A 23,980-nucleotide genomic window follows, 5' to 3' on the forward strand; every position below is an offset into this window, starting at 1 on the left:
GATTAGGAGGGGAGGAGGGAGCGGAGGAGCTTCGGGGTCAGCTCCTCCTTGCGGATGTACCCGGCGGCCCCCACGGACAGGGCGTCGGCGGGCAGGTCCTCCGCGGCGTAGGTGGAGACCAGCACGACGGTGACCTCGGGGTGCGCGGCCAGGATGCGCCGGGTCGCCTCGACCCCGTTGATGCCGGGCAGGTTGATGTCCATCAGCACCAGCTGCGGCCCCAGCTCGTCGACCGCGGCCACCCCGGCCTCACCGCTCTCGGCCTCGCCCACCACGCTCCAGCCCCGGATCAGGCTGACCAGGGTGCGCGCGACGCTGCGGAAGGGGGCCTGGTCGTCGACGATCAGCACCCGCACGGGTGGCACGGCGACGCCGGCCGCGGCCCTGGCGCTCTGCGTGCCCGTCTCGTCCGGCAGGTCGATCCTCACCTTTCCAGCATCGGCTTCCAGGGCCCGCGACCCAAGGGAGGCACCATGCCAACCTCCGGGTGGTGCTAGCCCCCTGGCGACTGTCCTGCCGAGCGTACGACCAAGATCTGTCAGGCGCCTGAGTGGTCCCGGGCCGACAGATAGAGCAGGACGGCCTTGACCCGGCGGTTGATGTCCGGTTCGGCGACCAGGCCGAGCTTCGCGAACAGCGCGTTGATGTGCTTCTCCACGGCGCGTTCGGTCAAGAAGAGCGCCTCGGCCACGGCCGCGTTGCTCTTGCCCTGGGCGATCTGGTCGAGCACCTCGCGCTCCCGGGTGGTCAGCGAGGCCAGCGGTGAACTGGCCGAGCGGCCCGACGCCGCCACCAGTACCTCGACCACCGCCGGGTCGATCACCGAGCCGCCGGCCGCGACCGTGCGCACCGCCTCGGCGAGCTGACCGGGCTCGCTGACCCGGTGCTTCAGCAGGTAGGCCCGGCCCGAGCTGCCGCCCTCCAACAGGGAACTCGCGTAGGCCGGTTCGGCGTACTGGGACAGGACGACGACCCCCACGCCGGGGTGCGTGGCCCGCAGCCCGCTCGCGGCCTGGATGCCCTCGTCGGCGTTGGTCGGCGGCATCCGCACGTCGGTCACCACGATGTCCGGGGAGTGCTCCTCGACCGCGGCCAGCAGTTCGGGCAGGTCGCCGACCGCGGCCACCACCTCGAGATCGTCCTGCAGCTCGAGCATGCGTTGGATGCCCTCCCGGACCAGGAGGGAGTCCTCGGCGACCACGATGCGCAGGCTCACAGGCCACACCCTAGTGAGTGCTCAGCCCGGGAATCTCACGCTCAGGGCAACCTTCTCGGGCTGCTCCAGGAACCGGAGGTACCGCTGGGCCGCCGCCTCGACCGCCCTTTCGGTCGCCGGGGTGCCCGCCGCGAACGGAAACACCTCCACCGTCAACGCCTTGGCGCTCAGGGTGCGCCGCCAGACCCCGGTGATGCGCCCGCCCTCGACCAGCATCGGGCGGTAGACCCCGTTGCCGCCCGGCACGATCCGGTCGGCGAACGCCGGGTTCAGGATCTTGTCGCGCCCCGCGTAACCGATCAGGTACTCGTCGAAACCGGCCAGCAGCAGCGGGGCCCGCCAGCCGCGGCGGGCCGGACCGGGCTCGGCGAACCACACCGGCCGACCGCCGAGCTCACCCTCGACGAGTGGCGCCGCGTCGCAGCTTTCGGCCGTCGCGGCGGCCAGGCCGCGCCGGGCGTCCGTGACCGTGAGGCCCGCCCACCGCGCCAGGTCGTGCGCCGTCACCGGGCCGCGGGACAGCGCGAAACGGGTGGCCAGCCGGGTGAGGGCGGCGTCCCGGTCGAGGTCCAGCGACGTGGCCCGCGGCACCCAGTCGTCGAGCCAGGCGAACGTCTGGGTCGACCCCTGCTGCGGGCCGAGGCAGATCAGCGCCGCCTGGGCCAGCCGCCAGAGCAGGTGGTAGCCGCGCTGCCCCGCCGTCGACAGCCCGCCCGCCTCCAGCGCGGCCAGCAGGGCTGCGCGACTCAGGGGCCCGGGCGCGGCCTCCGCGAAGGCCGCGCCGACCAGCTCCGCCGCGCGGTCGACGTCGGCCTCGGTCAGCTCGAGCTGCGCCATCCGGCGCGCGTCGGCCGCGACCTTCCGACCGGCGCACAGGGCGAGCATCCAGCGCAGGTCCCCCGGCGGGACCAGGTGGATGGTGCCGCGCATCGGCCAGCTCCGGACGATCTCACCGGCCGCGATCGCCGCCTCCACCGCCGAGACCCGTGGCGTGCGCAGGCGCGAGCCGACCGCCCACAGGCACTGGCCGTAGTCCTGCGCCTGCAGCGCCCCCAGGTGCCGGACGACGCCGGCCGGCGTGGGCAGACCGCCGCCGGTCAGGTGGTGGGCGGCCAGGCGCAGCCGCGGAACGTCCACCGTCCGGAGGCTAGTTCAGGAGTACGACGCTCAGCACTTGTCGTCGTAGGGGACGACCGTCAGGCGCACGACCTGACCCGTCCACACCACGCCGGGCGCCGGGGACTGGGAGCAGATCCGGTAGTCGCCCCAGTCGCCGAAGATCGCCAGCCCGGCCCGGTCGATGACCCGCACGACGCGGTTCCGGGCGCCGACCGGTTCCGGGCTCGGGGACGCCGACGGGTCGGTGTTCACGATGCTCGCGACGTCACCGAAGGCCTGCCGGGCCATGAACGGCGTGAAGTTCGTCAGGTCGGGGACCTCGTGCGTGCCGCGACCGCCCGGCGGGTCGTAGACCGGCGGCAGGTAGCCGTAGTTCTTGTCGAGGGAGTTGCACGTCTCGTCGGTGCGCACGCCGTAGAGCCGTACGTTCTGGCCCGGGGTCTGCGTGCCCGCGTCGGGCTGCTGGAAGCACACCACCCAGTTGCGCTTGTCGCCGATGCGCCGGTCGCGGCCGGTGGCGTCGATCGAGTCGACGTCGCGGCTGTACTCGGCATGGGTCTGCTCGACCGCGTACTCCAGGCCCTTGTTCAGCACGGAGGGCATGGCGGCGGTCGGGTTCTTCTTCTCCGGACCCTGCGCCGCGGCCACGAGGGTCAGCACGAGGACGAGGACGGCGACGACCAGGACGACGGTGAAGACGAGGAAGCCCATCTGTCGTCGCCCCGGGTTCGGGCTGATCGGTGTGGCCAAGGCGCTGGGAGTTCCCTTCTGCACGACCGCCGCGGGTCACCGGAGGCGATCGAGGTCGGACATTCAGAATATCCGTACCCGAAGCACCCCAAGAGGGAACACGCCGGGGCTGCCGCCCGGGTGCCCTCCGGCCCGCCTGCCTGGCAGGATCACCGGCTGTGCGCAAACAGGGTGCCGCCGGCCTCGGGCCGCGTCGAGTCGACGCGACCGGTCGGCCCTCGTGGCGGGCGCGGCTGAACGACCGGGTCGAGGCGTTCGCGTTCGACCACCTGCCGGTCCCCGTCCTGGTGCGCATCACCCGGGCCCGCTGCGCGCGTCGCCGCGCGGCCGCCCGGCGCGGGTGATCATTCGACGAGCGACAGAACCCCTCGCGGGTTAGCGTCGGCCCGTGGCTACGACGACACCGGTGGACGGCGCCGGCAGCACCGCGACGAGCGGGCCCGATGCCGCCACCGTTCAGGCGCTGACCGATCTGCTCGACGGCCGCTGGGCCTGGGTGCGGCAACGCAGCCGCACCGAGGGAGTGGGCCTCCTCGCCCCGATGGAGCCCGGGCTGCCCCGCGACGAGTACCGGGCCCGGGTGACCGCGCGCGTCGCCGAGCTCGCCGAGATGGGTTACCCCGCAATGGGTTTCCCCAAGGACGTCGGCGGCGGCGGTGAGCTCGGCGGCTCGGTCACCGCGTTCGAGATGATCGGCTACGGCGACCTGTCGCTGATGGTGAAGGCCGGCGTCCAGTGGGGCCTCTTCGGTGGCGCGCTGGCCGCCCTCGGCACCGAGAGGCACCACGCCGCCTACCTCGCCGACGTCATGTCGGGGAAGCTGCCCGGCTGCTTCGCGATGACCGAGACCGGGCACGGCTCCGACGTCCAGTCCCTCGGCACCCACGCCACCTACGACCCCGGGACGCAGGAGTTCGTCGTCCGCACGACGACCCCCTCGGCGCGCAAGGACTACATCGGCAACGCGGCCCGCGACGGGCGCCTGGCCGTGGTGTTCGCCCAGCTCGTCACCGCCTCGCCCGGGGAGACGCCGGTCAGTCACGGGGTGCACGCGTTCGTCGTCCCGCTGCGCGCCGAGGACGGCACGGTGCTGCCGGGCGTCGAGATCGAGGACGACGGGCTGAAGGCCGGGCTCAACGGCGTCGACAACGGCCGGATCAGCTTCGACGACGTGCGCATCCCGCGCGGGAACCTGCTCGACCGGTACGCCTCGGTGGCCGAGGACGGCACGTACTCCAGCCCGATCGAGAACCCCAGCCGCCGGTTCTTCACCATGCTCGGCACGCTCGTCCGGGGCCGGATCAGCGTCGGCGGCGCGGCGGGCAGCGCCGCGAAGGAGGCCCTGACGATCGCCGTCCGCTACGGCGACACCCGCCGCCAGTTCGAGGCGCCCGCCTACGAGGACCGGCCGAAGGCCGAGGTGCCGGTGCTCGACTACCTGGCCCACCAGCGTCGCCTGCTGCCGCTGCTGGCCAAGAGCTACGCGCTGCACTTCGCGCAGGGCGAGCTGGTCGAGGAGATGCACGAGCTGCAGAAGGACGGCCCGATCGAGGAGAAGAACGAGCGCCGGCAGCGTGAGCTGGAGACCCGGGCCGCCGGGCTGAAGGCCATCTCGACGTGGCACACGACGCTGTCCATCCAGACCGCGCGCGAGGCCTGCGGCGGCGCCGGGTACCTGGCCGAGAACCGGCTGCCCCAGCTGAAGGCCGACACGGACGTGTTCACCACGTTCGAGGGCGACAACACCGTCCTGCTGCAACTGGTGGCCAAGAACCTGTTGACGCAGTACGCCGACCACGTGGGCGATCTCGACACGCTCGGGATGGTCCGGTTCCTGACCGAGACGGTGGTCGACACCGTGATCGAGCGGACGGCGGCCCGCACCGTGCGCGACCGGCTCGCCGCCGCCGTGCCCGGACGGGACGACGAGGAGGAGTTGCTCGACCGGACGTGGCAGCTCGCGGTGTTCGCCGACCGGGAGGAGCACGTGCTCGAAGGCGCCGCCCGGCGGTTGCGGCGGGCGTTGAAGGGCGACGCGTTCGCCGTGTTCAACGAGGCCCAGGACCACGTGCTGAAGGTGGCTCGGGTGCACGTGGATCGCCTACTGCTGGAAGCGTTCTCGCGCGCGATCGAGCGCTGTGAGAACCCCGCGGCGAAGGCGCTGCTGGACGGGCTGTGCGACCTGTTCGTGCTGACCACGATCGAGGCCGACCGGGCCTGGTTCATGGAGCACAACCGACTCACGCCGGCCCGGAGCCGGGCGGTGATCAAGGCCGTCGACGTGCTGTGCGGGCGACTGCGACCGGCCGCCGTCGGCCTGGTCGACGCCTTCGCGATCCCCGACGAGTGGCTCGACGCCGCGATCTTGCGCTGAGACTCATTCAGTGGGTGGATCTATACGGGTCCGAGCCTGTAGGGATCCACCCGTTCTCCTGTGATCCGGCAGGCGGGCCCGCAGCGCCGCGGTGCGCCTCGCCAACCGCGTACCTGTAGCGCCGTCCCGACCTGCTCGGCGGTCGCGCATCGCCACGCGGTGACGTCACGCCACCCGTAGCGCAGGGTGCCCTGCCCGGTCACCGCCGTCGCGTTGTCACGGGCCCGGTCGAGATGCCGCTCCTCCGGCGGATGCGCCTCGAGCCCGTCGAGTTCGACGAGCAGTCCGAAGTCGACGTAGCGGTTGTCCCGGTAGCGGTTGCCCCGCCTCGTGGGCTCCGTCCGGTTGCGTTCGGCCACCGGCAGTCCGTGAGCTCGCTCGACGTCCCGGACGTAGCGACGCTCCAGTGGGGTGGTCACCCCGTCGTCCACCTCGGTGAACATCTCGCCCAGCAGCCCTCGCCAGCGGTGCCGGCCTCGCGACGACAACTCGAGGCGCAACCGATCCGCGGTGGTCAGTCGACGTTGAATCGCGCGCAGTACCGGGTCGAGCGCCGCCTCCTCCGCCGCAGCTTGGTCGGCCACGTCGAGGACCGCGACCTCGAGTCGCACCCGCGGCGGTGAGCCTGCGGCAGCGGTCACGCGGGCCAGGTCGCGACGCCGGTGGACGACGAGGCCGGGTCGCCCCGAGACCTGTCGTTCGTGCGGGATGCTCACCGAGATCGTCGACGGCAGAAGCAGATTCGTCCGGTCGTGCAGCCACAGGGCCGTTCCGTGACTCGCCACGGCGCCCCGCCCGCCGTGGAGGACGGCGCACCAGATGCGGGTCAGGTCGGGCAGCGGCCCGGTGAAGGTCACGTAGACGCCGGACAGCACGCGCCGCCACCGCCGGGCCAGGAGCGCCGCCTCGATCTGCGCTTGCGTCACGCCGATCGCCAGCAGTTGCGGCCGTGACACCGCGCCGCCCTGCTCCGCGGCCAGCGCCGACACCTCCATGTCGTCAGCGTGGCCGAAAGACCGGGCCGGGGTCCGTGACGCCTGTGGACAACCAAGACTGGGTGGATCTGTCCAGGTCAGGGCCTGTGCAGATCCACCCAGTCTCGAAATCAGTGGCCGGTGAGGATCCCCAGCAACCCGCCGATCAGGTCGGTGATCGGGTTCGACCGGTCGCGGTGATGGTGACCGCCGCCCGATCCCCTGGTGGGTGCCGGGTCGGTGGGCTTCGAGGTCTGCGTGGGCTTGCCGGCCTCGGTGGGACGGCTCGTCTCGACGGGTTTCGATGTCTGGGTCGGTGCCGTCGTCACGGGGGTCGTCGGTCGACCGGTCTGCGTCGGCTTCGCCGTCGGTCGGGACGACGGGCGGCCCGTGGGGGACGACGGGCGCGCCGTCGTGTGCGTGGCCGTCGTGTGCGTGGCCGTCGTGTGCGTGGCCGTCGTGTGCGTGGCCGTCGTGTGCGTGGCCGCCGGGCTCGTGGTGCTCGCCGTCGTCGGTGCGGTGTGACCCGAACCCGACCCGCCCGAGGCGGCGGCGTGGCCGGCCGAGGGGGCGGGCGTCGTCCGGGTGAGGGCCCGGGCGGTGGGCGACGCGCTCGGGTGGCTCGCGGCCGCGGCCACCCGGTCGGTGATGACGCTCTGCGACGCGGGGCCGTCGAACAGCATGTTCAGCGAGGCCGCCACGGACAGGACCACGAGGGTGCCGGCGGCCACCGAGAGCCCGCTCGTGAGCACGACGGAGGGTGACAGCTTGGCCGGTGCGTCGTCGCGCCGGTGACGGGAACTCATGGGAACCACGCTAGGCCGCCGACTACGCAGCGCCACGACATCCGACGCGACCTACCCCGAACGGAGCAGGGACCCGTCACGCAGGGTCGGGTGGCCGGTGTCACACGACGCCCCGGCGGCGCCCCTCGCGGGGCAGGCTAGTTTGCGGAACGACTGAATACACCGGCGCCGGCGCCCCCAGGGTTGAGGCCGGCCCACCCGATCCTGGAGGGTTCTGTGGCCGATCAGCGAGTGGCGATCGTGACCGGAGCGGCGCGCGGCATCGGCGCGGCGACCGCCAAGCGACTGGCAGCCGACGGGTTCGCCGTCGCCGTGCTGGACCTGGACGAGGCGAACTGCGCCGACACCGTGAAGGCGATCGAGGCCGAGGGCGGCAAGGCCCTGGCCGTCGGGGTGAACGTGAGCGAGCGGGAGGCCGTCGAGGCCGCCGTCGAGCGCGTGGCGAACGAGCTGGGCGCCCCGACCGTCCTGGTGAACAACGCGGGCATCACCAAGGACAACATGCTCTTCAAGATGACCGACGGCGACTGGGACGCGGTCATCGCCGTGCACCTCAAGGGCCACTTCCTGATGACCCAGGCCACGCAGAAGTACATGACCCAGGCCAAGTACGGCCGGATCATCAACCTGTCGTCGACCTCGGCGCTGGGCAACCGCGGCCAGGCCAACTACTCGACCGCCAAGGCCGGCGTGCAGGGCTTCACCAAGACCGTGGCCATCGAGCTCGGCAAGTACGGCATCACCTGCAACGCGATCGCCCCGGGCTTCATCGAGACCGAGATGACCGCGGCCACCGCGGCCCGCGTCGGCATCTCGATGGAGGACTTCAAGAACGCCGCGGCGAGCATGATCCCGGTGGCCCGCGTCGGCCAGCCCGAGGACATCGCGCACACCGTCTCGTTCCTGGCCTCCGAGGGTTCGGGCTTCGTCTCGGGTCAGATCATCTACGTGGCCGGCGGCCCGAAGGACTGACGCCCGTCAGCTTTAATGCCCGGGTGGACGTCGAACTCTTCTGGGCCGCGGTCGACGCGGGTCGGTTGAGCGAGTCCACCCGGGCATCGCTGCGTCTGGACGTCGACCCGGACCGGCTGGCCAAGCTCGGCCGCTTCGTCCGGGCGGAGGACCGCGACCGCGGCCTCGCCGCCCACGCGCTGCTGCGCCGGGTGCTCGCCGACCGTCTGGACGTCCGACCGGCCGAGCTGGTCTTCGAGACGTTCTGCGCGGCCTGCGGCGAGGTGGGGCACGGCAAGCCGTCCGTGGTCGGTGCGCCGGTGGAGTTCAACCTCTCCCACTCGGGTGAGCGGGTCGTCGTGGCGCTCGCCCCGGCCGGGGTGCCGGTCGGCGTGGACGTCGAGACCCGCCGCGGCGTCGACTGGGCCGGCCTGCGGCGCCAGGTCTTCACCGACGCCGAGTGGGCCCGCACCGGCGCGCACCCCGACCCCGACGCCGAGCGCACCCGGACGTGGGCGCGCAAGGAGGCGGCCGTGAAGGCCGTCGGGCACGGGCTGGCCATGCCGCTGCGCACGGTCGAGACGCGACCGCTGGAGGGGCTTCGGGACGCCGCCGGGCCGGTCTGGTCGGTCGACCTCCCGCAGGGCGCGGGTCGCCTCGACGGGACGGACGTCGACCTCGGCGGGTACCCCGGGGCGGTCGCCGTGGCCGGTGACCCTCCGCAGTGGCGGCTGCGGGCTCACGAGGCCGTTCTGGCCTGAATCGGACACCCGTCTGCACACCTGTGTGCGACCTATGTCACGTTCTCGAGGCTTGCCTTCGAGGTGACGCCCGTCACCCGTTTGGTTGCAGAGAGTAGTGCTTCCCTGTGTATGTGTTAACGGCGGACTAATCGACTCATAGATCGCGAAATCAGCCTGCAAGATCGGCTGTTCGTGCGTGTCGTGGCCCGGCAAGAGGGTGAGGGTCCGGTATCCGCAAGGTCTGTGCGGAGTACCTCTGAGTAACTTAGGATGCCGTGTTCGGGACCACATCCGTGTCCGAGGTCACGGAAAGTGTTGCCCGCCGATCTACCCCCGGGTCGGGCCCTGACACCAGTCGACGGGGACAAGGAAGGAGCGTCGTGTCTGCGCGTAATGCGACCACTGCAGGCGTGGCGAACTACGGGCGTCACCAGGCCCCGAACCTGATGACGCTCGACGGTGGCCTCTCGGTTGCCCCCAAGAACGCTCGGTCGACGGTTGAGTTCCGCGGTGCCCGCGGAGCCCTTCGATGAGCGGGGCACGCACCGAGGCCGAACTGCTCCGTTGGCTGCGCGACGCCGTGGCCGATCTCCTGGACCTGGACGCGTCCGAGATCGACCCCGAGCGCCCCCTGACCGAGCTCGGCATCTCCTCCCGCGACGCGGTCGGCCTGGTCGGCGAACTCGAGGACTACCTCGACCGCGACCTCGACGCGACCCTCGTGTGGCAGACCCCGACCATCCTCGACCTGGCCCGCCTGCTCGCCTCCGGCGCCGAACTCCCGGCCGCCCCGACGGCCCCGGCGGCCGCCGCACCGCAGCCGGCTCCCGCCGTCCCGCACGAGCCGGCCGACGGTCCCGAGCCGATCGCGCTGATCGGGCTCGGCGTGCGCCTCCCCGGCGGCGCGACCGGCCCCGACGGCTTCTGGGACCTCCTGCGCGAGGGCCGCGACGCCGTCGGCACGGTGCCGGACGACCGCTGGGCCGACTTCACCTCACCGAGCCCCGCCGCGCAGCAGGCGCTGGCCACCGTCAACCGCACGGGCGGCTTCCTGGCCGACGTCGCGGGCTTCGACGCGGAGTACTTCAGCATCTACCCGCGCGAGGCCGCGCTGATGGACCCGCAGCAGCGCATGCTGCTCGAGGTCTTCGTCGAGGCCGTCGAGCACGCGGGCCTCGACCTGGAGAACCTGCGCGGCAGCGACACCGGCGTCTACGTCGGCATGTCCACCAACGAGTACGCGTTCCTGGCCGGCGCCGACCTGGCCGCAGTCGACGCGTACATGGCCGCGGGCTCGGCGTTCAGCATCGCCGCGAACCGCATCTCGTACCTGTTCGACCTGCGCGGCCCGTCGATGACCCTCGACACCGCCTGCTCGTCGTCGCTGGTCGCCATGCACAACGCCGTGCGGGCGATCCGCGACGGGGACATCGACACCGCGTTCGTGGCGGGCGTGAACCTGCTGCTCGCGCCGGCCACCACCATGACCTTCGGGCAGGCCGGGGCGCTCGCCGAGGAGCGCGGCTGCAAGCCGTTCTCGGACGACGCCGACGGCATCGCCCGCGCGGAGGGCGCCGGCGTCGTCGTCCTGAAGAAGCTCTCCCGAGCCCTCGCCGACGGCGACCGGGTGCTGGCCGTCGTCCGCGGGACCGCCGTGAACCAGGACGGCCGCTCCAACGGTCTGACCGCGCCGAACCCGCTGGCCCAGGAGGCCGTGCTGCGCAAGGCGTACGCCGACGCCGGCCTGCCGATGGGCGGGGTCGACTACGTCGAGGCGCACGGCACCGGCACCCTGCTCGGTGACCCGATCGAGGCCGGCGCCCTGGGCGCCACCCTCGGCGCCGGGCGCACGGGCGAGACCCCGCTGCTCATCGGCTCGGTGAAGTCGAACCTCGGCCATCCCGAGTCGGCCGCGGGCATCGCCGGCGTGATCAAGGTCGTGCTGGCCATGCAGCACGACGTGATCCCCGCCAGCATCAAGTTCCACGGGCCGAACCCGCACATCCGGTTCGACGACTGGCACCTGCAGGTCGCCGCCGAGGCCACCCCGTGGCCACGGCACACCGGCCGGGCCGTCGCCGGGGTCTCCGGCTTCGGCTTCGGCGGCACCAACGCCCACGTCGTGCTCGAGGAGTACGTCGCGGCCGACCACGGGGCGCAGGCCGCCCCCACCAGCCCGGCGGACGACGACAGCGCCGTCGTCGTCCTGCCGCTCTCCGGCGTGAAGCCCGAGCGCGTCCGGGACGCCGCCGAGCGCCTCGCCGACCACCTCGAGAACCACCCCGAGCAGCCGGTCGCGGCCGTGGCCGCGACGCTCACCCGCCGTCGCGGGCGGGCCGCCGCCACCTCGGTGCTGGCCGCGCGCGGGCGGGCCGGGGCCGTCGAGGTGCTGCGGGCCTTCGCCGCCGAGCAGAAGCCGCCGGCCGGCACGATCGCCGTCCGGTCCGTGCCGCGCACGTCGTTCCTGCACCCCGGCACCGAGAAGGCCGTCTGGGTGTTCAGCGGCTTCGGGCAGGCCTGGGACGGCATGGGCCGCGCACTGCTGGCCGAGGAGCCGGCCTTCGCCGCCGCCGTCGACGGGATGGACGCCCACTTCGTCGAGCACGCCGGGTTCTCCCTGCGCTCGGTCCTGGCCGGGGACACCCCGATGGACGGGCTGGCGGCGTTCCAGATCACCACGTTCGGCGTGCAGGTCGCGCTGGCCGCGCTGTGGCGCTCCTACGGCGTCGAGCCCGCCGCCGTGATCGGGCACTCGGTCGGCGAGGTCGCCGCCGCCGTCGTCGCGGGCGGGCTCAGCCTGGCCGACGGCATCCGGATCATCTCCGTGCGCTCCTGGCTGCAGGAGGAGGGCAACCGCACCGGCACCGGGTCGATGGCGGTCCTGGAGATCACCGTCGACGAGCTGGACGCGCTGAAGGACCGGTTCCCGGGCGTCGTCGTCTGCGTCTACAGCTCCTCGACCATGCTCACGGTCGGCTCGGCCGACGCCGAGGAGCTCACCCGCCTGGTCCAGTACGTCGAGTCGCTGAACCGGACCGCCTGGCCGCTGCCGGTCAAGGGCGCCGGGCACTCGCACATGGTCGACCCGTACCTGCCCCGCTTCCTCGAGCAGCTCGGCGAGGTGCAGGGCGCCACCCCGACCGTGCCGTTCATCAGCACCGCGCTGGAGGACCCGGCCGAGGTGCCGACCTTCGACCAGCACTACTGGGCCACCAACGCCCGCCAGCCGGTGCGGTTCACGCAGGTGGTGCAGCGGCTGGCCGCCGACGGCCACGCGGCGTTCCTCGAGATCTCCGCGCACCCCGTCGCGGGGCACCCGCTGACCCAGAGCGTCTCCGAGCTGGTCGGCCCCGGACTCCTGGTCCTGCCCACGCTGCGGCGGGGCGGCGACGACGTCGTCACCTTCCGGTCCAGCGCGATGGCGCTGCACCGGGCCGGACTGACCGTCGACGTCGACGCCTTCGTGCCGCGCACGGAGCAGGCCGACCTGCCGTTGCCCGCGTGGCGGCACCGCCGGTTCTGGGTCGAGCCGAGCGCGCCGGCCGTACCGACCGTGGCCCTCGGCGAGCACCCGCTGCTCGGCGTCCACGTCGAGCTGCCCGAGGGTGACCGGCACGTGTGGCGGGCCGACATCGGCACCGCGGCCCTGCCGTGGCTGAGCGACCACACGGTGTTCGGCGTCCCGGTGCTGCCGGCCGCCGCGTACGCCGAGATGGCGCTGGCCGCGGGCCGGGACGTGCTGGCGGCCGGACGGGGCCCGGAGGCCGTCGTCCTGACCGACCTCGTGCTCGGCGCGCCGATGTCGCTGGGCGAGCACACCGACGTGACGACGTCCCTCACCGTCACCGGGCTGGGTACGGCTTCGCTCGAGGTCTGGTCCCGCACCCCGGGGTCGGCCGCCGGCTCCCGGATGGTCCGCAACGCGACCGCGACCGTGCGCCTCGCCGCCGCCGTCGAGGCGGGCGACGCGGCACCCGCCGACCTGCTGCTCGACCTGTCGTCGCTGGAGCAGGCGCAGCCCGTCGACCTGTACGCCGCGCTGCGGGCCGCCGGCCGCGAGCCCGGGCCCAGCTTCCTCGGCGTCTCCGAGGCCCGGCTGTCCGAGGACGGCCTGGCCACGGCCCGCGTCTCGCTGCCCGAGGTGACCCGCTTCCACGCGGCCGGCTCCGGCTACACCGTGCACCCCGTGCTGCTCGACGTCTGCCTCCAGGTCCTGGCCGTCTCGGCCCTGGCCATGGGTGAGCAGCTGGCCGAGGCGGCCGGGGACGACGGCGTCTACCTGCCGGTCGCGATCGGCAGCGCGCACGTTCTCGTCGCCCCCGCCGGCGATGCGGTGGACGGCGACTACGCCACCGCCCGCCTGCACGCCGAGGGCGGCTCCACCGACCGGCTGACCGGCTCCGTCCGGGTGGTCTCGCCCGACGGCGCGCACCTGCTCGAGCTGCGCGACGTCGTCCTGCGCCGGGTCGGGGCCGACGAGATCGCCGTGCCGCTGCCCGAGCTGCTGCACGACACCGTGTGGACCGAGAAGGCGCTCGCCGGGGTGCAGCGCCGCGGCAGCTGGCTGCTGGTCGAGGCCGAGCCGGGCGCCGGCGCGGACCTGCGGGCGGCCCTGGAGGGGGCCCGGCACCGGGTGCTCGACCCGATCGACGCGCTGCGTCTGGATCTCGGCCTGTCCCGGCTCGACGAGGACGACGACCGGCCCGCCGCCGGCGTCGTGGTCGTCGCGCCGCAGCTCGGGGACGACGACTCGGCGGTCGGTGACGAGCCGGCCCTGCGCGCGGCCGACGGGCTCGCCGAGCTCGTGATGGCGGTCCGCGCGGCGGCCGGCGTACGCGTCTGGGTGGTCACCACCGGCGGCGTCGCGCTGGGCGACGAGCGGGGCCGCCCCGCCCTGGCCGCCCTGCGGGGGCTGGTCCGGACCGCGGCCCAGGAGCCCGAGGCCGCCCCCGTCACCCTGCTCGACGTGGACGACGTCGCCTCCGCCGTCGAGGAGCTCGGCATCGTCGTGCCCGAGGACGGGGACGACGAGATCACCTGGCGGGGCGGGACCCGCCGCGTCCGCCGCGTTCTGCGGGTGACGCCGGACGAGGCTTCGTGGGAGCCGCGCGCCGGCGGGTACCTGATCACCGGCGACCTGGGCGAGAGTTCCGTCGCGGTGGCCGAGTGGCTGACCGGCCGGCTGCAGTCCGGTTCCGGGGCGGGCGCCGTCCCGGCCCGGGTCCTGCTGTCCGGGGTCGAGGTCAGCGACGTCGACGTGCTGCCGGCCGTCGAGCAGCTCGCGGCGCGCGCCGGGGTCGGCGTCACCGTCGAGGTGCTGCCGGTCGACCGCCTGGACGCCGAGACCGTGAAGCGGCAGATCGCGGCCGTGACCACCGGCGACGTCCCGCTGCGCGGCGTGCTGCAGCTGCCGTCGTCGTCCGTCGAGGACGCCGATGTGCTGCCGATCGCCTGGCTGCTGCACGAGGCCGCGACCGACGGCGACCTGGACGTGTGGGCGCTGGCCGCCGACGCCTCGGCGCTGTTCGGCCAGGCCGGTGGCGCCCGCGCCGCCGTGCGGGCCGGCTGGCTGGAGGCCCTGGCGGCCTGGCGCCGCGCCCAGGGCCTGACCGGGTCCGTCGTCCGCTGGGGTGAGGCCGTGACGGCCGAGCAGTTCGGTCAGGCGCTGGCCCTGCTGCCCGCCGGCGGCGCCGACCTGGGGGTGGCCCGTACCCCGGCCGCGCTGCCCGGCGTCGGGTACTTCCACGAGTTGGTCCGGTCGGCCGCCCTCGACGGGGGCGACGACGGCTGGCCGGGTCCGGAGCGGCTGCGCGCTCTCCCGCCGGCCGTCGCCCGCCAGTTGCTGTCCGACCGGCTCCGGTCCCGGGTCGCGATCCTGATGGGCTACCGCCCGGACGACGTCGACCCGAACGTCCCGCTGTCGGCGCTGGGCGTCGACTCGCTGGTCGCGCTGCGGGCCAAGAACGCGGTCGAGGCCGACGTGGCCGTCACGCTGCCGGTGCGGCTGCTGCTGCAGGGGGCCAGCCTGGCCGACCTGGAGCAGCACCTCGCCACGGAGCTGGGCTTCGGGGACGTCGCGGCGGCCGCCGGGCCGCGGGCGACCAAGGGCATCGAGCCGCGCGACGGCGTCGAGCGCTGGCTGGTCTCGACCTGGCAGGTGGCGACCGGCGTCCGGCCCGGCGGGGTGAACCTGCCCCTGGCCGAGCTGGGTGACGAGGTGGCCGCGAACAAGGCCGTCGACGCCATCCTGGAGCGGCTGAACGCGGCCGCCGAGGCTTCCCGGCAGGTCGTACCGACCCGTGAGCAGCTGCTGAGCGCGGCGACGCTCGCCGAGCAGAGCGAGCTGGTCCGCCCGATCATCGAGGGCTCCGGGGCGGCCGACGGGCCGCTGCGCATCCTCGCCCCCGGCGAACTCGGTCACCGGCCGCTGTTCCTGTTCCACCCCGCCGGCGGCGCGACCGTCGTCTACCACCCGCTGGTCAGCCAGCTGGGCGAGGACGTCCCGGTCTACGGCTTCGACCGGCTCGACGGTCTGGTCGACATCGACGAGAAGGTCACGACCTACATGGAGCTGATCCGTCAGCTCCAGCCCGAGGGCCCCTACCGGATGGGCGGCTGGTCGTTCGGCGGCGCCCTGGCCTACCGGACGGCCCAGCGCCTGCGGGCCGAGGGCGACGAGGTCGAGGTCCTGTTCATGATCGACACGATCATGCCGCAGGACACCGGCCAGTCCGAGACGGAGATGCTGAAGGAGCGGTTCGGTCGGTTCCTGGCCCACCTGACCAACACCTACGGGGTGACCCTCGACGTCGACCTGGACGAGCTGGTGGCCAAGCCCGAGCAGGAGCAGATCGACACCCTGATGGACCTGTTCGTGGCCACCGGGGCGAACCTCAGCCCCGCCCTCCTGAAGCATCAGCGCACCTCGTACGAGGACGCCCGGATCGCCGAGCGGTACACGCCCGAGGCGTACGGCGCGGGCCGGGTCGTGCTCTACCGCTCCACCGATCGGGGGCAGATGACCACGATCGACCCCCGCTACGCCCGGATCGAGGACACCCTCGGCTGGGAGGAGTTCTGCGACGACCTCGAGGTGGTCCTGGTGCCCGGCACCCACACGTCGATCATCGACCGGCCCCAGGTCGATGTGATGGCAGCGCACATGTCACGAGCCCTTTCGGAGGTCGTCAGCAATGTCCGATAGCGAGATCACGGGCGAGCCGACGACCGCAGCCCTCCTGGCCGACCTGGAGAAGCGGCGGGCCGCCGCGCTGAAGGCGGGCTCGGAGCGCTCGGTCGAGAAGCAGCACGCGCGCGGCAAGATGACGGCTCGGGAGCGGCTGGACCTGCTGCTCGACCCCGGCACCTTCACCGAGTACGACGAGTTCGTCCAGCACCGGGCCACCGGGTTCGGCCTGGAGCACAAGCGGCCGTACGGCGACGGGGTGGTCACCGGCATCGGCGAGATCGACGGCCGCCAGGTCGCCGTCTTCGCCCAGGACTTCACCGTCTTCGGCGGGTCGGTCGGCGAGGCGTTCGCCGGCAAGGTCCTGAAGATCATGAAGCTGGCCGAGCGGCTGGGCATCCCGATCGTCGGGCTGAACGACTCCTCCGGGGCGCGCATCCAGGAGGGCGTCGTCGCCCTGGCCGCCTACGGCGACATCGCGCACTACTCGGTGAAGCTGTCGGGGGTGATCCCGCAGATCTCGCTGATCATGGGCACGTGTGCGGGCGGCGCCGCCTACTCGCCGATCGCCACCGACTTCGTCGGGATGGTGAAGGACACCTCGTTCATGTTCATCACCGGCCCCGAGATCGTGAACGCGGTGACCGGCGCGAACGTGACGCTGGAGGAGCTGGGCGGCGGCCGGGTCAACGCCGAGCTGGCCGGCAACGCGCACTACCTCGCGCACGACGAGAAGGACCTGATCGACTGGGCCCGGAACCTGATCTCGTACCTGCCCTCCAACAACATGGAGGACCCGCCGAGGTACCACGTCGACGTCGAGACCGAGGTGACCGACCTCGACCGGACCCTCGACACGATCATCCCGGACTCCCGGAACATGGCCTACGACATGGAGGCCGTGATCCACACGCTCGTGGACCACGGTGACTTCACGGCGATCTCGCCCGGGTTCGGCCGCAGCATCATCTGCGGGCTGGGCCGCATCGACGGCGCCAGCGTCGGGATCATCGCCAACCAGCCGTCCGTCAACGCCGGGGTGCTCGACATCGACGCCTCGGAGAAGGCGGCCCGCTTCGTGCGGACCTGCAACGTCTACAACATCCCGATGCTCTACCTGGTCGACGTGCCCGGCTACATGCCCGGCGTCGAGCAGGAGTCGATGGGCATCATCCGCCGCGGTGCCAAGCTGGGCTTCGCGGTCTCGGAGTCCACGGTCCCGCAGGTCACCGTCGTCCTGCGCAAGGCCTACGGCGGCGGCTACGCCGTGATGGGTTCCAAGCACGCCGACGTCGACGTCAACCTGGCCTGGCCGACCGCGGAGATCGCGGTGATGGGCGGGCAGGGCGCGATCCTCCTGATGTTCCGCAACGAGATGCAGCGGGCCAAGGAGGAGGGCCGCGAGGCCGAGACCAAGGCGAAGCTGCTCGAGGTTTACAACGAGTCGATGACGAGCCCCTACCTGGCGGCCGCCCGTGGCTACGTTGACGCGGTCATCCCGCCGCGCGAGACCCGGCTCCGGGTGGCCAACGCCTTCCGGACGCTGGCCAACAAGCGCGTCACGGTTCCGGTCCGCAAGCACAGCAACATTCCGCTCTGACACCCGCTCGGGGATCAAGGACGATCTAGGGGCTCACGCATGAAGCGCAGTGCACGTGGTTGGGCGACGCTGACCGTGGTGGTGGCGGCCGCCGTGTCGGCGGCGACGCTGACCGTCGCCCCGGCGGCCTCGGCGAGTGTCGGCGATCCGTCCAAGGCGGTCGCCGCCGACGGTGCGAAGGTGACCGCCGAGACGGTGATCGACGCGCGCACGGTCGACCTGACCGTGAGCTCCCCCGCGCTGGGCGGCAGCGGGATGGTCCGGCTGATCCTGCCGAAGAGCTGGAACAGCAAGCCGACCTGGTCCTTCCCGACCGTGTACCTGCTGCACGGCCCCGACGTGCAGGACTACAAGGCCTGGACCTACTACACGAAGGTCGAGGAGTACGCGCAGGACTCCGACGTCATCGTCGCCATGCCGACCGGCGGGGCCAGCGCGATCTACACCGACGAGTACGACTCGTGGGGCAAGGTCCGGCCCAAGTGGGAGACCTTCCACACCGTCGAACTGCCGCAGATCCTGGCGGGCGGTTACCGGGCCAACGGCAAGGCGTCGATCGCCGGCATCTCCTCCGGCGGCTTCGGGGCCCTCAGCTACGCGGCCCGGCACCCGCAGATGTTCTCGGCGGTGGGCGCCTACTCGGCGATGACCGACCTGTTCGACCCGGCCGGCGCGCTGGCCGTGCTGAAGAACCGGATCGCCGCCGGGCAGTCGCTCGACCCGTTCGGCCCGCTGCTGGTCGGCGTCGCCAACAAGCTGCAGCGCAACCCGCAGACGCTGGTCGCCCGGTACCGGGGCCAGCGGCTCTACGTCTCCTCGGGCGGAGGGCTGCCGGGGCCCCTCGACAAGACCGACCCGAACTACCACGACCAGGTCGGCGGCCGCGTCATCGAGGGCGTCACCTCGGCCATGGACCAGCGGTTCGCGTCCACCGCGAAGCTGTTCGGCGCCCGGGTGACGACCCACTTCTACCCGGGCGGCCTGCACTACTGGACGTACTGGGACCGCGAGTTGGGCCTGTCCTGGTCGTTCCTGACCACGCCGCTGGGGGCGCCGACCGACACGGCCCCGAGCGGCCCGTCGTCCGGCCCGAACGGTTCGTCCAGCAGTTCGCCGAGCAGTTCGACGAGCAGCACGCCCAGCGCGACGCCGGCGCCGGCGGGCCGTCCGGCCCCGAAGAAGACCGGCCTCCTCGGGGGCCTGTTCGGGGGTCTCTTTGGCTGAGGCAGCGGTTTCGAGGACGACGACCGCCCGGTCGGGCGGTGAGCCCGCCCGGGGTGGGCGGCGGGTCCTGCTGCCCCTCGGCCTGGCCGCGTTCATCACCGCCCTCGACAGCAGCGTCACGTCGGTGGCCGCCCCGACCATCCAGCGCGACCTCGACCTGTCGCTCAGCTCGCTGGAGTGGATCGCCGCCTGCTACCTGCTCGCCTTCGGCGGCCTGATGCTGCTCGGTGGCCGGCTGACCGACATGCTCGGCCGGCGTCGTGTGCTGCAGCTCGGCCTCTGGCTGTTCTGCGTCTCCTCGATCGGCGTCGCGGTGGCGCCGGGGCCGGCCCTGATCCTGACCGGCCGCACCCTGCAGGGGGTGGCGGCCGCGCTGATCGTGCCCGCCGCGTTCGCACTGGTCGCCGTCGACATGGGGTACGAGGACCGGCACCTGGGCGCCGCGGTGTTCACCGGGGCCGTCGGCGGCGCGATCGCGCTCGGCCCCGTGGTCGGCGGTTCGATCGCCGAGTACCTGCACTGGAGCTTCATCTTCTGGATCAACGTGCCCGTGGTCGTGGTGGCGTCGTGGGCGGTGGCCCGGGCCGTGCCGAAGCAGGAACCGGCCCGGTACGGCGTCCGCGAGTGGCTGTCCCGGCTCGACGGGTACGGCCTGCTGTTCTCCACCATGACCCTCTGCGGAATCACCTTCGCCCTGGTCGAGGGCGGCAACCTCGGCTACCGCTCGGTGCCGGTACTGGCCGCCTGCGCGCTCGTCGCCGTGGGTGTACTGGGCACGGTCGTCGCCGAGCGGCGGGCCGCCTACCCGATGCTGGACCTGCCGCTGGTCCGGCACCGGCTGGTGGCCGGCAGCCTGCTCTGCCAGCTGCTGTGGGGGCTGGGCATCAACGGGGTCGTCTTCTTCACGTCGCTGTTCCTGCAGAACGTCGTCGGGCTGCCGCCCACCGCCGCCGGACTGGTCTTCGTCCCGCTGGCCGTGACCGTGGCCGCCGTCGTCCCGTTCTCCGGGAAGCTCTCGCAGCGCTACGGCACGCACCGCGTCGTGGCCCTCGGGATGGTCCTGATGGCCGGCGGGCTGATGCTGGTCGGCACGGTCGGGCACGGCGACCCGGTCTGGCGGCTGCTGCCCGCGGTCGTGGTGATGGGCGTCGGCTCGGCGTTCACCGTCCCGATGGTCGCCGCGCCGATGGACGTCGTCCCGGTCAGTCGCGCGGGCGTCGTCTCGGCGCTGCTGTCGGTCAGCCGGGAGATGGCCGGCGTGCTGGGCATCGCGCTGACCGGGGCCGTGGTCGTGGCCCGGCAGAACGCGGTCGTCGACGGCGGGGCCACCGAGCTGGCCGGCTTCCTCTCCGGCTACCGGGCCGGGTTGATGCTCGGCGCGGCGGTCTCCCTGGTCGGCGCCGTCGTCGCCTGGTTCACGCTGTTCCCTGGCCAGGCGATGCTCCCCGACCCGGCGACGCCCTCCGAGCCGATCGACGTGGACCCGATCCAGGACATCATCATCGACCTGACCGACACCGGCGGCTTCCCGGTGCTCACCGGAGGACGCCAGCCATGACCCACCGCTCCGGAGCGACCCGCCGCTCCGTCCTGCTCGCCCCCGCGCTGCTCGCGGCGGGGCTGACGGTCGCCCGCACCGCCTCGCCGGCCGCGGCCGCGGTGCAGACCGGGCAGCCGACGACCTCGACCAAGGTGACCATCCCGACCCGGGACGGGTTCACGCTGGCGGCCACGGTGAACAAGCCGCTGTACTCCGAGGGCCGGCTGCCCGTCGTGATCATGCCCGGCACGTTCGCCGGGAACACCATCGACATCGACCGGATGGCCGTCCTGCAGGCCTCCCGGGGGTACATCGCCGTCAACTACACCGAGCGCGGCTTCGGCAAGTCGACGGGGAAGATCGACGCGGCCGGCCCGCTCGACGTGAACGACGTCTCCGACGTGCTGGACTGGGTGCTCGCGCACACGGACGCCGACCCGGACCGGGTGGGGTCCGTGAGCATCTCGTACGGGGCCGGCTTCCTACCGATGGTCGGGGTGCAGGACCACCGGTTCAAGGCCCTCGCGATGATCTCGGGCTGGGGCGACCTCTGGAAGGCCCGCTACCCCAACGGCACCAGCGCGTGGGCCTCGAACGTCGCGCTGTACACACTGGCGGAGACGCAGGGCAAGCCGTCGGACGAGGTCCGGCGGCTGTTCCAGAACATGATCGCCAACAAGTACACCGCCGACATGAAGGCGGCCGCGGCGCTGCGCTCGCCCATGACGTACCTGCCGCAGCTGCAGAAGCACGCCGTCCCGACGTACTTCTCCACGTCGATGAACGAGATGATCTGGCCGGAGGACCAGACGTTGGAGTTCTTCGACGCCTACCCCGGGGTGAAGCACCTCGACATCCTGCCCGGCGACCACGCCACCACCGAGCTCGGCCAGCCGGTCGGCAGCCCCGGCGTCACGTGGACGACGGCCTTCGAGTGGATGGACGCCTACGTCGGGGGCTACGACGACGCCGCGAAGGGGCTTCCGCTGATCCGGGTCGCGCCGCGCAGCCCCACGGGCACCAACATCCTCGAGTCGAAGCTGCTGTCGGACTACGCCTTCGAGGGCTACACCGACCTGACCCCGACGGCGCGCAGCCGGCAGTACCTGGCGACGTCGTCCTCGATGTTCGGGCTGATCACGAAGACGTCGCTGGCGACGTCGCCCGGCAGCGACGCCAAGAAGCTGCGGATGGGCAAGAACTTGCTCATGAACCAGGGCATCCCGATGTACGAGGGCGCCTTCGAGATCGTCACGGGTGCCCCCACCACCGTCCCGCTCAGCATCGTCGACCAGGGGGTCACCGGCGTCTGGACCGGGCCCGAACTGAAGTCGCCGCTCAAGCTGCGCGGCGCCATCCGCAGCCACCTCGAGCTCGTCCCGAGCGCCGCCAAGGGTTCGGTCTTCGTGTACCTGATCGACAAGGCCCCCAACGGCACCGCGTTCCTGGTCGGGCACAAGCCCTACTCGTGGACCGGCGCGACCCCCGGCACGAAACTGCCCGTGGACGTGACGATCCCGTACAACGCCTACGACGTGCCCGCCGGTCACCGGCTGGTCTTCGCGGTCTCGACCGACGACGTGATGTACACGTCCAACAACGGGCCCCTGGCCACCGTGAGCGTGGGCTCGGGCTCCTACGTGGACATCCCGCTGCGCTGACCCGTCCGACCGGCGCAGTGTCGCGCCGCCCGTTCCCCGAGTGTTCGACGTGCCCGACCTGCGTCGCGAGGAGAGCCCGCCCTTGAGCGTCCGCCCGCACCTGTCCGCCGCACTGGTCCCCGTCCTGGCCCTGGCCGGTGCCGGGCTCGTCGCCCTGGCCGCCGCGCCGGCTCGGGCGGCGTCGTACGAGGTCGTGAAGACCGAGACCCTGATCAAAGCCCGCGACGGGGTCACCCTCGACCTGAGCATCCAGCGGCCGGCGGTGAGCCCACCGGCCGGTACCCGCTGGCCCGTCGTCGTCGCGCCGGCCACCTTCGACGGCAACAAGACGAACATCGACCTGATGACCGCCCCGCTGGCCGCCCGCGGGTTCGTCACGGTCAGCTTCCTCGAACGCGGGTTCGGGAAGTCGGGCGGGTACATGGACGTCGGCGGCCCCCTCGACGTGTCCGACGCCTCCGACGTGCTGACCTGGGCGCTGGCCACGCAGAACGTCGACCCGGCCCGGGTCGGCATCATCGGCCTCTCCTACGGCGCGGGTTTCGTCGCCACCGCCGCCGCGCAGGACCCGCGGTTCAAGGCCGTCGCCATGCTCTCGGGCTGGGGCGACATGTGGAAGTCGCGCTACCCCAACAACACCGGCGCCTACGTCGCGAACCTCGCGCTCCAGCAGCTGGCCCTGCGCAACGGCCGGCCGTCCCCCGAGCTGAAGTCGTTCCTGCAGAGCATGGTCGACAACGTCTTCACCCCGGGCATGAAGACGTTCGCCGACCAGCGCTCACCGGTGAAGTACCTGGACCTGATGGCCCAGCACCCGGTCCCGCTGTTCGCCAGCACCAACATGAACGAGAACATCTGGCCCGAGGACCAGACGCTGGAGTTCTTCAACGCCTACCCCGGCGTGAAGCACGCCGACATCCTGCCCGGTGACCACGCCACCACGGAGCTCACGCAGGGCTTCGGCATCCCGGCCGAGACCTGGAAGTCGGCCTACGACTGGATGGAGACGTACGTCGCCGGCACCTCGACCGTGGCCCGGACCTGGCCGACCTTCCGGGTCGCCCCGCGCGGCCCGGACGGGACGAACGCGATCGAGTCCAAGCTGTTCACGCAGTTCCCGTTCGAGAGCTACGACCGGCTCACGGTCCGGGCGACGAAGCGGCAGTACCTGTCGTCGTCCTCCGCCTGGCTCGGCCTGACCACGCGCACCACCCTGTCCGACACCCCCGGCCCCGACGGCAAGCGGCTGCGCCAGGGCCGGAACCTGTTGCTGCAGGACGGCATCCCGATGGCGCAGGGCGGGATCGAGACGGCCACCGGCATGCCGACGACCGTTCTGCTCCAGGGCGTCGACCAGGGCGTGACCGGGCTGTGGGAGGGGCCGAAGCTGACGCAGAAGCTGCAGCTGCGGGGGGCGATCAGCAGCCACCTCGACCTGACCCCGAGCACGGCCAAGGGGTCGGTCTTCGTCTACCTGCTGGAGCAGGGGCCGCTCGGGCTGACGTACGTGATCGGCGTGAAGCCCTACACGTACGCGGGGGCGACCCCCGGTGCGAAGCTCGGCGTGGACGTGACCATCCCGTACAACGCCTACGACGTCCCGGCCGGGCACAAGCTGATCTTCGCGGTCTCCACCGACGACGTGACGTTCTCCAGCAACACCCCCACGGGCAGCAGCGTCGTCGTCGGCTCGGGGTCGTACGTGAACCTGCCGCTGAAGTAGCGGGTGGCCAGCGGACGATATTGCGTCCATACTGCCTATGGCGGGAATGTTTGCGGCTCGGCTTGCCTGAGCCCCGAGTTTCTCGCCCGTAGCCGGGTGCCGGGTCAGGGCGG

Annotated in this window: 16 protein-coding genes; 10 read left to right on the forward strand and 6 right to left on the reverse strand. The window is 72.5% G+C overall.

Annotation, left to right across the window (positions count from 1 at the left end; translation table 11 throughout):
* Positions 1-2 precede the first annotated feature (2 nt).
* The 4 genes from ACIB24_RS03865 to ACIB24_RS03880 form a co-directional block, all read right to left on the reverse strand.
* Complete coding sequence (locus tag ACIB24_RS03865) at positions 3-428, reverse strand: response regulator transcription factor (protein WP_398275404.1); 426 nt, start codon at positions 426-428, stop codon at positions 3-5.
* Between the two features lie 110 nt (positions 429-538).
* On the reverse strand, positions 539-1,216 hold the full coding sequence (locus ACIB24_RS03870) for a response regulator transcription factor (RefSeq protein ID WP_398275407.1): 678 nt from the start codon (positions 1,214-1,216) through the stop codon (positions 539-541).
* 21 nt (positions 1,217-1,237) lie between these two features.
* The gene (locus ACIB24_RS03875) at positions 1,238-2,353 is read right to left on the reverse strand and encodes a winged helix DNA-binding domain-containing protein (protein ID WP_398275409.1); all 1,116 of its coding nucleotides are present in this window, start codon (positions 2,351-2,353) and stop codon (positions 1,238-1,240) included.
* A 30-nt stretch (positions 2,354-2,383) separates the two neighbouring features.
* A complete protein-coding gene (locus ACIB24_RS03880) occupies positions 2,384-3,046 on the reverse strand; it encodes a hypothetical protein (RefSeq protein WP_398275412.1) in 663 nt (220 codons plus the stop codon).
* A 197-nt stretch (positions 3,047-3,243) separates the two neighbouring features.
* Between ACIB24_RS03880 and ACIB24_RS03885 the strand changes: the two genes are divergently transcribed.
* Positions 3,244-3,429 carry a hypothetical protein gene (locus ACIB24_RS03885; protein WP_398275415.1) on the forward strand — a complete coding sequence of 62 codons (186 nt, stop codon included), beginning with the start codon at positions 3,244-3,246 and terminating at the stop codon, positions 3,427-3,429.
* Positions 3,430-3,491: 62 nt separating this feature from the next.
* The gene (locus ACIB24_RS03890) at positions 3,492-5,459 is read left to right on the forward strand and encodes an acyl-CoA dehydrogenase family protein (RefSeq protein WP_398276742.1); all 1,968 of its coding nucleotides are present in this window, start codon (positions 3,492-3,494) and stop codon (positions 5,457-5,459) included.
* Between the two features lie 20 nt (positions 5,460-5,479).
* Here ACIB24_RS03890 and ACIB24_RS03895 read toward each other — a convergent pair whose 3' ends face one another.
* Positions 5,480-6,454 carry a hypothetical protein gene (locus ACIB24_RS03895; protein ID WP_398275418.1) on the reverse strand — a complete coding sequence of 325 codons (975 nt, stop codon included), beginning with the start codon at positions 6,452-6,454 and terminating at the stop codon, positions 5,480-5,482.
* A gap of 110 nt (positions 6,455-6,564) precedes the next feature.
* Positions 6,565-7,239, reverse strand: coding sequence for a hypothetical protein (locus ACIB24_RS03900; RefSeq protein ID WP_398275421.1), 675 nt, complete (start codon positions 7,237-7,239; stop codon positions 6,565-6,567).
* 216 nt (positions 7,240-7,455) lie between these two features.
* Between ACIB24_RS03900 and fabG the strand changes: the two genes are divergently transcribed.
* The 8 genes from fabG (at position 7,456) to ACIB24_RS03940 (ending at position 23,867) form a co-directional block, all read left to right on the forward strand.
* Positions 7,456-8,211, forward strand: a complete 756-nt coding sequence (fabG, locus tag ACIB24_RS03905; protein WP_398275424.1) for a 3-oxoacyl-ACP reductase FabG — start codon at positions 7,456-7,458, stop codon at positions 8,209-8,211.
* Positions 8,212-8,234: 23 nt separating this feature from the next.
* Positions 8,235-8,951, forward strand: coding sequence for a 4'-phosphopantetheinyl transferase family protein (locus ACIB24_RS03910; protein ID WP_398275427.1), 717 nt, complete (start codon positions 8,235-8,237; stop codon positions 8,949-8,951).
* Between the two features lie 511 nt (positions 8,952-9,462).
* Positions 9,463-16,137 (forward strand): beta-ketoacyl synthase N-terminal-like domain-containing protein, encoded by a 6,675-nt coding sequence (locus tag ACIB24_RS03915; protein ID WP_398275430.1) that lies wholly within the window; start codon positions 9,463-9,465, stop codon positions 16,135-16,137.
* Positions 16,127-17,719 (forward strand): acyl-CoA carboxylase subunit beta, encoded by a 1,593-nt coding sequence (locus tag ACIB24_RS03920; protein WP_398275433.1) that lies wholly within the window; start codon positions 16,127-16,129, stop codon positions 17,717-17,719. The genes ACIB24_RS03915 and ACIB24_RS03920 overlap by 11 nt, the downstream gene beginning before the upstream one ends.
* Before the next feature lie 39 nt (positions 17,720-17,758).
* Positions 17,759-18,943 (forward strand): alpha/beta hydrolase, encoded by a 1,185-nt coding sequence (locus tag ACIB24_RS03925; RefSeq protein WP_398275436.1) that lies wholly within the window; start codon positions 17,759-17,761, stop codon positions 18,941-18,943.
* A complete protein-coding gene (locus ACIB24_RS03930) occupies positions 18,936-20,501 on the forward strand; it encodes an MFS transporter (RefSeq protein WP_398275439.1) in 1,566 nt (521 codons plus the stop codon). Before ACIB24_RS03925 ends, ACIB24_RS03930 begins: the two co-directional genes overlap by 8 nt.
* The gene (locus tag ACIB24_RS03935; protein ID WP_398275442.1) at positions 20,498-22,144 is read left to right on the forward strand and encodes a CocE/NonD family hydrolase; all 1,647 of its coding nucleotides are present in this window, start codon (positions 20,498-20,500) and stop codon (positions 22,142-22,144) included. The genes ACIB24_RS03930 and ACIB24_RS03935 overlap by 4 nt, the downstream gene beginning before the upstream one ends.
* Positions 22,145-22,193: 49 nt before the next feature.
* Entirely contained in the window at positions 22,194-23,867 is a 1,674-nt protein-coding gene (locus ACIB24_RS03940) for an alpha/beta fold hydrolase (protein WP_398275445.1), read from the forward strand.
* Positions 23,868-23,980: the final 113 nt, after the last annotated feature.

It is taken from the genome of Spongisporangium articulatum (assembly GCF_044465595.1).
GTDB classification, from domain to species: Bacteria; Actinomycetota; Actinomycetes; order Actinomycetales; family Kineosporiaceae; genus Spongisporangium; species Spongisporangium articulatum.